Genomic DNA, 13,582 nt, shown 5'->3' with positions numbered 1-13,582 from the left:
AACAGAAGATAAACTAAATAAATCATGTAGAAAATAAAGAAAAGCTTGCAGCGGGGGTCCGCTAGACAAGCCCTTTGTACTCCGTAGGAGATATCCCGACATGCTTCTTAAATTGTTTGTAAAAATATCCAGTCTCCCAATAACCTACTTTGAGAGCGATTTCATGAACTTTAAGTGAGGTATTCCGCAACAGCTCCTTCGCCTTCTCAATCCGGTATTTATTGATATATTCGGTGAATGACTCATTCACCTCTTTATGAAACAGCTGTCCCAAATACACCGGGTGAATATGGTATTGGGCACCGAGGGTCTTCAGTGACACATCTTCATTGTAGGACTCATGGATATAATTCAGCACCTGCTGCACGACTGGACTCTTTACGTCCCGAACTAAGGCGTCTACCGTAATGGTAGCGGCTTCCTGAATAATCTGAGTTAGTTCATTTATGGAAACTGTGGAGCGAATGAGGCCAAAACCGTCTGCGAAAAGCTCCGGTTCTTCCACATGACGGATCTCCTGCAGCTGCATCTTGAAGCGGATCAACCATTCCATGGCAATGCCTTGCAGCAGCACAGGTGTAATCCCCTCCATTTGCCGCAGCTGCTCAAAATGATCCTGAATCCGCACCAGCAGCGCTTCCTTATCCTTCGCCATAATCAGCTTGAAATCATCTTCCCAATTCAGCGGCATACCTTGGACAGCAACCTCATGCCTGTCCTGAACTTCCTCATAATGCAGCAGATTCCGTTCTGGGAACAGCATGAAATATTCCTGAGTCATCTTTGCATGGGCATAACTCTGAGCCGCAGCCTCCTCCATCTCCTCCACCGTTCCTACGGAGAGACGCATTGGCGGACCGCCAGTTAGGGATAACAGCAGCTGCGCATGAAGCCTCTCCACCGCTTCTTTGCCCTGCTGATACTCACTAAGCAGATGCAGCAGCACGGTATCTCCATCCATATCCCGGAATGCAATCAAAGACGGGTTACTGCCTACAACCTCTTCCACCGCTTGGAATAGCTCGGCAGCGTCCTGTTCAGGGCGAAGCAGAGCTACCTGCACCAGCGGCTTATCTAGTCTAAGTCCCAGAAAATCAGTCCGTTCGCTGAATTCCTTCGGCCCAATCTGGCACCGCAGCCAACGGTACATCACATTATCGCGCAGAATGGAAATACTATGCGCATTGAATTGACTCTCTTGGCGGGAGACACCCAGCTTCTCGGCGGCAGTTACTAATGTTGCCCGGAACTCTTGCAAATTAATAGGCTTGAGCAGATAATTTTCAATGCCGAGCGCCATTCCTTCCTTAAGATATCCAAATTCATCATAACCACTGAGGATAACAACTTTGATCTCCGGTTGAATCTCCCGCACAGCCCGGATCAGATCCAGTCCGTTCATCAGCGGCATGGAAATATCCGTGATCAGAATATCTGCTGGGACAAAACGCAACGACTCCAGCGCTTCCTGGCCGTTCTCGGCGTGGCCGACAATCTCCATCCCCAGTGCTGCCCAATCCACAATGTCATATAATCCTTCGATAATAAAAGGCTCGTCGTCCACAATGAATATTTTATACATGGTTTGGATCATCCTCTCCCAGATCGGGAAAATACACAGTCACGGTTGTGCCGGTACCCGCTTCGCTTTGTAATTCAATGCCATACTCACTGCCATAAAGCAGCTTCAAACGTTCATGAATACTGCGCAGGCCGAATGATTCCGATTGTTCATCTGGCTGCAAAAGACCTTCTTTGAGCTGGACCAATCTGTCCGGGGCAATCCCCCGCCCATTGTCTGTAACTACCGCACGCAAATATTTGCCATCCTTGGCCACAACCACACTGATGTGATTATCATTCTTGTCCACGCGCATCCCATGTAGAATGTAATTTTCAATGATGGGCTGCAGCGACATTTTGAGTACAACTCTTCCGGTAAGCTCTTTCCCGCATTCCATTGTATAAGAGAATTTATCCTTATAACGGATACGGAACAGCTCCAGATATAAACGGCAGGCCTCTAGTTCATCCTTCATCGTATGCTTGGGTTTCTGGTGAACATAGCTTTTGAACAACACCGACAAGCTGTAGATCATCTCCCCGACATCTGAAGCTCCTTGAGAGATGGCCCTCATCCGGATCACCTCTAAGGTATTGTAGAGAAAATGTGGGTTTACCCTGGCTTCAAGCGCGGCAATTTCGGTATGTTTTTGCTTGATTTCAGCCTTGAACACACGGTCTATATGAAGATTCAGCTCATCCAGCATGTCGTTGAAGCTCTTGGAGATCTGCCCCAGCTCGTCTTCTCTGACATCGGTAATCCGGGCATCCAGGTCACCGTTTTTCACTTTGCGGGTGAACTTGATAATTTTATGAGTCCGTCTGGCAAAATTATTGATAAATAAAGTGGGCGTAATAATCGCAAACAACAGGCAGATCAAGCAGATAATGAAGATCATGTTCCGCAATCCCCTATAGGTGGCGGCTAATTCCTGCTTAGGCACAGCACTCAACACAGTAAATCCGCCTTGGGTATGAGTCTGCTTAGTAATGATCATCCCGCCAACTTCTTCACCATCTGTATAGGCGGAATTCATCTGCTCGGGATAAGGATAGCGCTTTCCATAATAAGTGCCCGAGGTATCAAATAACACATCCCCATCCGCTGCCAGCACCAGAATCTTTCCCTTGAAGTCATCCTTATAATTGCCCATACTCCCCCAGACCTCGCTGGCATCAAAATAGACTAGAAGCTGACCAATGTTGCGCAGTGATATCTTGTTATTGACCGGGGTACGAACCGTAAACATCGGCCCCTCCGGAGATGAGATCGCCTGACTGACCCAAGTGTTTGGAGCGGTGACACTGCCTTCCTCCTCCAGATACAGCGCATCCGGTACAAAAGAATGGGCTGCATTAGTGGAAATAATCTGAAATTTGCCTTGGTCGTTATAGACATACAACTGCTGCTCAGCTGCACTGTAGAGCATTAAACTGCGGATATCAGAATCATCTTCAACTTGATTGCGAAAAAACTGCACGGTATCCGTCGTAGCATTACTTTCGTTGAAATACCGATCCAGCCGGTACCTCACGTAATCTTCATACGGGTGCTCCAGCAAATACGACGTATTAGCAGTCAGCTCCGTGTCCCGGTACACGTCCCGCATCATAGACTGTACAGAGTCATATTTCTGCTCAATATAGCTGTTGATGCTCTCCACGGTACGTTTCTGAATCTCCATCTGCCGCTGCACTACGGCCTGAGACATGAGCAAGAACATCAGGTAAGAGAAGGTGATAATGGTGACCACGGCAATGACTGAGAAGAGCAGGATGATTTTCATAAACAGATTATTCTTCAGATACTTTCTGTACAATTTCCCCGGAAACATCAGCAACCTCCTACAGCAGGGGGGAAGCCTAAGCTTCGCTGCTTGTCATTATGAATAAAGTATAGCATGAGGTGCTTCCTGCCTGTGGCTGGTAAAAGCTTGCATTCCTCCGCTAAGCAAAGACAGTCTGCCCATGGAGCAAAGGGCTCCTTGGGCAGACCGGGGTGGGACTATATAATCTACCGGATGTAATTCAAGATGAACTGCGCAGCCTCGGCACGGGTCGCCAAGCCACCGGGTACAAAATTCCCGTCCGTGCGGCCATTCACCAGACCCAGTGATGACGCAGCATTCACGCTGTCTGCCGCCCAGGCTGCTACCTCACCGGAATCGGTGAATGTTGCCGGGGCTGAAGACTGAAGCGCTCCATGCTCCAGTACATAGGCACGCATTAGCATAGTCACAATCTCCTGGCGGCTGATGTTCGCACTCGGATCGAAGTGTTCAGCAGTGCGCCCGCCTACAATACCTGCCCGGACCAGACGCGCCAGGTCTTGCTCATACCATACACCAGATGGCACATCACTAAATTTCAATTCCGCCTGAGCTTGCAGTCCCAGCACGCCAGCCAGCAGCTTCACAAATTCCGCTCTTGTAATACTGCGGGCGGGCTCAAATCCATTTTCGGAAGTGCCTTGTATCAGATGTTTAGCCGCCAGCTGGCGGATAGTGTCCGCAGCCCAATGGGTAGACGGAACGTCAGCGAAGGATTTATTGTACTCCAGCACAGCCAGCCTGCCTGTTCCGCTAAACTCTCCTAGCAGGAAGCCATTCGCGTATACTCCGCCGAGATAGGTAAGCGAACCCCCTTCAGCAATAGCATATAAACCAAGCAAATTAGTATTATAATCCGTATTTGCTGCACTCCATTGTATGGTTACTGGTTTGCTGAAGCTTGGAAGACGGTTAGATGTACCATTCCCCGCGATGATGCTCAGATCAAACGTCATCCCCGTACCCCGCAAGACCACCCCACGCTCTGCTTTCAGTGTGCTCATGTTCAAAGTTTCCGGGCTGAGCTTCACCTGAATCTTGCTGCCTGAAGCTTGAGCTTCATTAAGCAGCGCCTTCAATTGCACCAGCAATTCTGGCGCAATACCAAGTGTGGTTCCCGAGGCGGCCAATTCAAGTTGACGGATCCCTAGCAATTCACCTGCATTCACAGGCAGCTCGATAGCTGTAACGCCTGCCGGCACATTTACCGTCACTTTGCCGTTCTCAGTAGATGTACTGAGTACACTTGCTGGAACAGTCAATGTTGCACTAGTCGGACTTGGAAGCGGCGTTGCTGTCGCTGCTGAAGTCGTTCCGCCAGTTCCTGTACCTGTCCCTGGAGCCGATGTCGGCTGCGGTGTAGATACAGGAGTATTGTGGACCTCGAAATCAATAATCCCGCTCTTTTGAACAGCCGTATAAGGGCGGCCATTCAGTATTTTGGTGTTGGTGACTACGGCCGTGTATTCGCCGCTGTCTGTTTCTTTTGCAGAAGCAATTGTATAGTTACGCTCCACAGCGCCTTCAATGGCCTGCCCGTCTTTCAACCATTGGTAGCTTAACTCGCCATAAACTGTAGAAGCCACTACTGCAAAAGACACCTTATCACCTACAGCTGCCGGATTCTTATCTACGCTATAAGCGGTGATAATTGGCGCATCGGGTGCCGGATGTACTGTCACCGTAAGTTCATTACCGGTTCTTGTTGAAGGCTCCGTTCCCTCTTTTCCAGTCAGAACCACACGGAACTGCGTACCGCTGTCTGCTTCAGAAGCAGTAAATGCGTATACCGCCGAAGTCACGCTCTCCGCCACAGTCCATTCCTCTGCGGTTGCTGCCTTCGTCTCCCAGTGAATCGATTCCACATCCCCGCGGATCTGTACGAACAGCTTCACCTCTTCACCGGTAATGACATCAAGTGCAGATGGAAGATCGGTTATGAAATCAGGCGCTTCCCATGGTGCTTCAGCCGGAGTTACGTTAAGTGTGTACTCTGCTTCACTGCTGTCACCAGATTCATTGGTAACGATGACCTTGTACTTATTGCCATTCATCCCGGTAGTCAAAGCAGGGATAGTATAGAAGGCGGACATTCCCAACGCATCTCCATAACCGCTGCCTGTGTCCGCATACCAGGCATAAGTCAGCTGCCCTGCGCCAGTGGCAACTGCCGTTAGTGTCGCGGACGTATTTTCACGGAAGGATCCTTCCCCTACGATCTGCACCTTTGGAGCTTGCAAGGCCCACTTCGCCTGTAAGTTCAGTTCACCGGTTATTAGATCTTCGGCAAAATTCCATCTTCGCGCACCTTCTCCTTCTCCAACGTACCAGCCTTCCAGGTCATAGCCCTCTCTGGCAATGCCCGTAGGCTCCAAGAGCAAAGTGCCATACACAGCCTCGGCCACAGTATTTGCTGGTTCACCCCCATTAGCATCAAAGAGAACGGGATAGCTGCCTTTCAGATAGACCGGTTTGGAGCGGTTGCCTGCATAATCCTCCATCACCACATGCACAACTTTTGCCGTCGAGGTAAAGCTTAAGCTCGCCTTAGTTGTCCGTCCACGGATAATCATCGGCTTATTGCCAGAGCTATACGTTGTGGCAAAAGATTTCGGATTCCCATCTTCATACACATACATATACCGCCAGTCTCTGGTATTCGGCATCGGCAGATTCAGCTTGCCGTCCGTCCAGGACCATTCTTCCGCGTAAGGTTCCGCGACCGTGTCGATGAACCGGCCGCTGACCGAGACTGGATCGGTGTTGCCTGCGGTAACGGTGACAATGTAATCATCGCCGTTTACCGGCATCCCCGTGAACAGCGCAGTGCTTGCACCTGCCGGGACAACCACTTGCTGTGACACCGGTTCGGATGTCGTAATCCAATTCAAGGACTGCACTCGAACGGTAATGTCATCGGAAGCTTGAGCGGAGTTCGTCCAGTTCACATTCAACTCTCCGTCCGCACTTGAATCCACCTTCACTCCGGAAACCGCCGCATCCAGATCAAAAGCCAGCGTTGCCGCTTCACCCTCCACTCCATCCGCACCCACTGCAACCACTTTAAGGGTTCCGGATTTCACCGGGAGATGCTTCAGATAGAACACCTCATCGTATTTGCCGCCCATAAATACATCATTCACGTACACATTATATTGCTTGATCTTAGTGTAATCGGGATCTAGCTTCCACTTCACAACCATTTCACCTGTATCTGTAAAAGCTTCCGCAACTGCTAATTCCGCAGGAGCTGCGGGCTTTACAGCAGACCCGTCATAAACGCGCAGCTGTCCGACGTTCATCTGGTAGGTGGACGCTGTTCCTTGCCCGGGATCAAAGACCAGTCCAAGAGCTGCAATATTATGACCTGCGTATGCACTCAAGTCCAGCTCCTTTGTCACCCAACCTTCCGAGTGTTGACCACTGTTTGGAATAGCGACCTCTACTACGGTATTCGGATCATCAGCCAGGATGAGTCCCACTTCCATCGCCGAAGCATCCGTGGCAGATGGCTTGTTGAAGCTGATCGACAGCTTGGAGTTGCCGTTGACCTCCAGCTCTGTTTTGTACAGACGCAAGAAGTTCTTCGCATTCAGATTGCCGTTCACCACCAGTGAACTGCCACCGTTATACGCACCGATGTGCTCATAGTTGTAACGGTTTGTACCCGCAAGGTTGTACTCCGGTCCATAATCAAAATCTACAGTAAGCTTATTGCCAGCAGTATCCTGCCACCACTGCCAAGTCACTGGGATATCCTGCAGGCTCATATTAGACCACTCATCCGGGTTCGATACTTCACCGTTCACGGAATAGGACAAGCCCTGTCCAGTGTTAAAATTGGTGTAAAAGTTCTTGTCCTTAATTACCGAACGCTCCGCAATGACGGAGGAGATTCCCGGCCAGTAACGGTTGTCGGCATAAACATCGGACACGGTATTGGTTGCCGATTTGACCGTATTCTTAGGGTCCACGTTCGGGCCTGACCACCATAGCTGCTCACGCAGTTTTGTCATCCATTGGTAGTCATTTTCGGATCTGTGCGAGACCGGGTAAGACAGGTTCATGTCCTCATCCAGACCGGCATGAACAAAGTCCGCACCGAGTGTAGCCAAGCTGAGCCGTGGCAAGCCATTGCTGTCCAGCTTGTTCATCAACGCTGTTCCGTTAACGGACTTAAACCGGTCGCGGCCCGCTTCCAGCCCTGCAAAACCAACTTCAAACAAGTTGTAGCTTGTTCCCAGACTGGTATTCAGATTGCTTAAGTAATTAGCCGCATTGGTAATCTGTGTATTGCCAGCCCCGTAGTCGAAGAAAAACGAATTGGAGACGGGTTCCTTGGTGCTTTTATCCACTAAAAAGGAGATATTGGTATCATTAATCGTCCGGGCGAACGTATTAGCACCGGTATTGGTGTTCAGCGAGTCGTACCACTGTACATACAGGCCGCCCTCTTGCAGCACCTTCATAAAAGCGATGTAATCGGGGATATCCTGGGTCGCTACATTCGGATTCATCTCTTCCTGATTTACAAAATAACCGTCAAACCCGAAATACCCGGCCATCTCGATCAGTTTATCCGCCACCGGAAAATTACCATTCTCGTCTTTAACTATCATTTGTTTGTACGTCTGCTGTCCACGGTCATTATTGGAAAAAAAGATTCCCGCCAATGACAGCACGCCGTTCTTATGCGCTGCATCGGTGTAGGTAGGGTTCGGGATGTTCAACATGCCGAATTCGAACCATTTTTGCTGCCAGTCCTTCTGGGCCAATTCATCATAATAATCCGGCGGGGTGTACGCAGTTGCTGTACCGTGCCAATAGGAGTAGTAATCGATATATTGCCAAAAGTTAAAATGATACTGCGCAAACTTGTTCGTATACGGCGCGTTCTCAATAAAAGCATTCCCGTAGTCGCCAGCAACGTTGATCATCTGTGTATCTGCGCTAAGCGCTGGGTTAGCTTGGGTTGCAGCAAATGGGGCATTCCGCTTCTGCAGCGGCACCCGCGATCTCAACAGCTCTGCATCCGGATCAGTTGCCGGACTCCAGTTCGCAATATGGCTGCTCGTATATCCATGTACATTAGGCTGATTGGCACCCGGCGCACTGTCTCCTGTAAAAGGCCACGTATCGCCGGCGTAAGCCGTTAGGGGAAGTCCTGAAACTAGCAAAGCTGCCGCCAGAACAGCTGATGTCAGCTTACGACGCGCCTTTTTACCGGTGTGAAGGTTCATTTTCCACTCTCCTCGTCCTGTAGTTGTTTCGGTTACTCTCATCCATGAAGCGTAATGTGTGCTGTCTATGTCGCCGAACAGCAAGTAGATTACTTCTGTTATCCCGTCCCTCTTCTGCCTGCACATTCTGTATCCAACCACATATGTGCAAGCGCATTCATATTTGTCGGCAACCCTCCTGTCTTACTTTGATTAGTCCACCCTAATCTAACCCAGATCTTTCCTTACAAATAGCCGCAAAATTAAAGATATGCTGGATAAATTAAAGATTATCGCGCCAGCAGGGATCGATATCCTGGCAATGAGTGGGTCGTTAAACATATGTTGGTTGAAAATATAAAGAGGATAAAGAAGCGTGGCCTCTTTTGCCTCTTATCTCCGCCACTCCGCCGTATTCGCTCAAATCAGAGGCACTTTTGCCCCTCTTTCACGCCACTCCGCCGTATCGCCGCCCTCCCTCAGACTACCCAGCTACGAAAAAAAGATTGTCTCTCCGTCATCAACGATGACCTTGAGGCAATCTTTTTTCAAACCATCCGATTTAGTTACTTTCCTTGCTTCTCAAGCAAGTTCAGAATGATTGTTACTGCTTCGGCCCGGGACGCTACCTGGTTAGGTGCGAAACGGTTTTGTCCTATGCCATTCACAATGCCCGCGTCTGCTGCTGCCGCAATATATGGTACTGCCCATGCGGGTACATCCTTAGCATCATTGAAGGTTAAGGTCGCTTTTGGATCTACTGTAATGCCCAGAGCCCTAACAACCATAACTGCTAATTCAGTGCGAGTAAGCTCCTGCGTAGGACGGAAGGTACCATCGTCATAGCCGCTGATAATTTGCAAAGCTACTGCCTGAGCTACAAAGGACTTAGCCCATGCCGGAATCTTCGCTGAATCCTTAAAGCTTGAAGTGTTACCACTGTCCGGCAATTGCAGGGCACGAGCCAGCATAGTGATAAATTCAACCCGATTTACTTTCTGATTAGGACGGAAAGTATTATCCGGATAACCGCTAACGAAGCCTCCTGCTACTGCCTTCTCAATAGCCGCTGCTGCCCAATGGCTGCCAGTATCCGTCAATGATGGTTTGACTACTGGCGTTGCAGATGGTGTAGGCACCGTTGTTGGTGCTGGTGTAGCTGTTGGTGCTACTGTTGGCGTTGGTGTTGCTGTCGGTTTTGTTGTTGCCACTGGACCTGTTGATGATCCTGTTGTTGGTGCTGCTGTTGGTGCTGTCGTTGGCGCCGTTGTCGGTTCCGTTGTTGGTGCTGTTGTCGGTTCCGTTGTCGGCGTTGTTGTAGGTTCTGGTGTTGGGTTTACTTCAGGATCTGCTTCCTTAATAATACCGAACTCTTCCAGAACGTATGGTTTAGCATCATTAATATTCTGATCGATCTCATAAGATACAGCTGTTAATTTGCCAGCATCTACAGTAATACCTACAAAGGTCTGAACTTGACCGCGTTTTGGACGCGTAGCATCACTTGGGTCCGGTCCGTATTTAGCTGCTGTATTCTCATTTGCTACTTCGAAGAGATTATAATACGCATCTCCCAATTCTGGTTTCATGTTCTTGTAGTAAACCTTCGCTCCCGCTGTAGCTGGGATCAGATAAACCGTTCCATCTGGATTTACTGTGTACTCTACAGTTTGACCATTGAAGCTTTCCTTGATCTTCACTGTGTCTGCCGCAGTTCCATCAGCTTTAATTGGCTTGGTCCGGGCATAAATATGGTCGTGTCCTTGAAGAACCAAGTCAATGCCCAGTTCAGCCATCATTGGAGCAACCTTCGCTCTTTCTCCATTTGTACCCATAATGTCTTTGTCAGTAGCATGGTTAGAGGTTGTGTATGGACCTTTATGCATAGCTACGATAATCCACTTCGCACCAGCAGCCTTCGCTGCTTTTACGTCAGCCTTCATCCAATCCAACTGCGCTTGGCTGAAGTTAGCAAATTCATCTGAATTCTCATTTGTATTTAGGACTACAAAGTGAGCATTGCTGTAGTCATAGGAATAATATGCTCCAGTTTCTGTTGCAGAGCCCGGTGCTTCCTTAATATTGTAGTGCTCATAGAAGGCATTTGCCTTATCCTCATGATTCCCCGCAACAGGCACGATGGTCGTGTTAAGCAGGGTGCCCTGCGAATGACCAAGCAACCAATTCCATTGTGATTCATTAGTTCCGGTATCTACGATATCTCCGTTAATCGCCACAAACTCAGCATTCGGGAACGTCGTAAGTGCTTTTGCCATCGTTTCACCGGAAAGAATCGCTTCATCTTCGGTCTTAGCCTGTGTATCAGCCAAATCGATGAAAGTAAATGCTCCTGTCTTAGCGGCAGTTTCAAAAGTTCCCACTGCACTCCACAGGCCTAGTGCTTTATCACCTACACGGAAGTAGTATTTTGTATCAGCTTTCAGGCCAGAAGCTTCCGCTTTATGAACTAATTCATCCTTTGAATTTCTGGAAACCGCCGAACGTCCTGTAAACTCAGCAGCCTTAGCAAAGTCTGGAGTAACGCCCGTATTTTCTACAACCTGCAGATCGTTTCCAGTAGACTTCAACGCTGTGTACCAAGTGAATCCTTTTGCACTCACTGGATCGCCATTAAAGGTAACTGTAACTTTTTTAATCGAATCCGTTGAAGCGATAGCAGCTTCTGAATTTGTTCTTTCACTTACAGCTTTGATAACAAATTGATAGGTTTGGTTTGGATTAGTATTTTCTACAGTGTAAGTATAAGAAGTTTTACCTTCTTCATTAGGAACACTGACCATCCAATTTGCGGATACCAGATCATTTTGCTCATAAATTCGATATCCAGACACTGGTGCACCGGAAGCTGGCGCATCCCAAGTCAACGTTATTTTACCACCATCTGCTGCAGTAGCCTTTGCATTTTGCACAGGTTTAACTGCTACTTCCGATTTATGAATGCTGTAGTTATCATACGAGTCTGTAGAACCACCAGTTGTTGTGGTGTAGGCTTCGTAAGATAGCTCATCATTCGTTACCGTCATCCCCGTGAACATTTCCTTGCCAGGCTGTCCGTATTTAGCTGCAAAAGGGAATGTTCCTGAAGCTACGTTGTATTTTTTATTGCCCGCTGCATTTGTAATCAGGTATAAAGTACCCTTAGGATCAGTTACTACTCCGTTTGAGTCCGGAACAATATCCGTCAATGGTTTGTTGTTGTACATCTGATAGCTTCTAGCAAAGGTGTGGTCATGCCCGCCAATTACCATGTCGATACCAAGCTCATCAAACACCTTCGTTAATTGCGCTCTGTAAAAGAGTACATCTGTATCATTGGTGTGATTGGCAACGGAATAAGGAGATTTATGCAGAAGCACAACCTTCCATTTCTGATTGCTTTTTGCCGCTTCGCTCCGAAGCCACTCCACTTGTTTATTGTAAATTTCGTTATTCTCAAGATTCGAGCTTGCACCATAATATTCTGTATTAATTACCATAAAGTGCGCTGAACCGTAGTCAAAAGAATATACAGAACCATCAGGTTTCGCACCTGTATTCGATACATTCGGCAAGTTAAAATGAGAGCTATAATTGCTATAATTTTTGCTTTCATGGTTGCCTACCAAAGGCACCAACGGAATATTCGCTAAAATATCCTTAGGCTTATTGAAAAACCATCCCCATTGCTCCTCAATATCACCGTTATCCACCAAATCACCAGAATTCAGAATAAACTCACTTTCCGGGAATTTAGCTAATCCTTCTTGAAGGGTATGATTCCAGATATCAAAATCTTCTTCAGTTGTTCCTTGGGAATCCGTTGTATATAGGAATTTAAAAGCTTGGTTGCTGGAACGTTCTGTCTTAAAAGTTCCTACGTCGCTCCAATTATCAGCTTGTCCATCTCCAGCACGGTAAGCATATTCCGTGCCCGGCTGCAGATGATCCGCTATTACCTTATGGCTGGTTAGCACAAGTGGTTTTTTAGCTGATTTATCCGCTTTTGTCATATACACACTAGTTGTAACGGATGTTCCTTCATACAATTGAGCTCCTGCCGCTGGAAACTGGCCATTCTCCAATTTAGAAGCTTCTACCACTTCCAGTTTGGTGCCAGTCACACTTTCAGGTGCATACCAGTTAAATCCCATACTAGTCTGCGGGTTGCCATTAAAAGTAATTGCGATAGAATCTGGCTTCCCAACTCCAGGTTCTACTGTCTCCACTACAGGATAAGCAATCAGGCTCATATCCCAATAAAGGTCAGAGCTAGTGTCTCCCGTCTGGTGAACTTCAGCTGAAAGCTCATTACTTCCATCCTTCAGATTGGCTTTTACGATTTCCGTTAGGTCAACCTTTGTATACTCATTTGGATCACTGCCATTAGTTGTACTAAGTGTCTGATAGTCGATTTCACCAGCTGGCATAGCCTCGCGGTAGATTTCTGCACCGTTCAGATACAGCACAACTCCGTCATCAAATGCAAAATTACCCAATACTTTATCCGATTTTGTAATTTCTTCCTTATTCACAGTTACATTTGTACGGAAATAGGAAGTACGATATTTCTTCTTTTTATCCGAGCCGTAGCTTATATTTGTATTCAGAGCACCAAATTGCTTGCTGCTGACTCCGGCCCCAGAATCTTTATAACCAAGCGGCGCTTGGCCTGATGCCCATGTAGAATCATCGTAAACAGACCGCCATACCGAACCTTGATCCGTTCCGTTATCTAGATATTTCCATGTAGAATTGCCCGCCAGTAGTGTAATTGGCTCTAGCGTTTGTAATTGCAGTAATCCAGCATCCTCATTGCTGTCTTCTGCAAAAGCTGGCATTCCTGTAAATGTAAGTCCCAGTACCATAACGAAGGCTAGTGTCATGGATACTGCTTGTTTAAATAACCTGTTCATAATCAGTCTCCCTTACTGTTATTATGAAATGCTTGCATCCATTCATAGTAACTACTAA

Annotated in this window: 4 protein-coding genes; all 4 read right to left on the bottom strand. The window is 47.8% G+C overall.

Going from position 1 to position 13,582, the window contains the following annotated elements; translation table 11 throughout:
- Nucleotides 1-61: 61 nt before the first annotated feature.
- The 4 genes from NYE72_RS04020 to NYE72_RS04005 all read right to left on the bottom strand — a co-directional run bounded on the left by NYE72_RS04020 (nucleotide 62) and on the right by NYE72_RS04005 (nucleotide 13,524).
- On the bottom strand, nucleotides 62-1,582 hold the full coding sequence (locus NYE72_RS04020; protein ID WP_038568799.1) for a response regulator transcription factor: 1,521 nt from the start codon (nucleotides 1,580-1,582) through the stop codon (nucleotides 62-64).
- On the bottom strand, nucleotides 1,575-3,398 hold the full coding sequence (locus tag NYE72_RS04015; protein WP_038568798.1) for a sensor histidine kinase: 1,824 nt from the start codon (nucleotides 3,396-3,398) through the stop codon (nucleotides 1,575-1,577). Before NYE72_RS04015 ends, NYE72_RS04020 begins: the two co-directional genes overlap by 8 nt.
- Before the next feature lie 179 nt (nucleotides 3,399-3,577).
- Nucleotides 3,578-8,632, bottom strand: coding sequence for an S-layer homology domain-containing protein (locus NYE72_RS04010; protein WP_339211361.1), 5,055 nt, complete (start codon nucleotides 8,630-8,632; stop codon nucleotides 3,578-3,580).
- Nucleotides 8,633-9,177: 545 nt separating this feature from the next.
- The gene (locus NYE72_RS04005; RefSeq protein ID WP_326046160.1) at nucleotides 9,178-13,524 is read right to left on the bottom strand and encodes an S-layer homology domain-containing protein; all 4,347 of its coding nucleotides are present in this window, start codon (nucleotides 13,522-13,524) and stop codon (nucleotides 9,178-9,180) included.
- Nucleotides 13,525-13,582 lie beyond the last annotated feature (58 nt).

The organism is Paenibacillus sp. FSL L8-0333 (assembly GCF_037965665.1).
GTDB lineage: Bacteria > Bacillota > Bacilli > Paenibacillales > Paenibacillaceae > Paenibacillus_AQ > Paenibacillus_AQ odorifer.
This window is presented reverse-complemented; position numbering and strand designations above follow the sequence as displayed.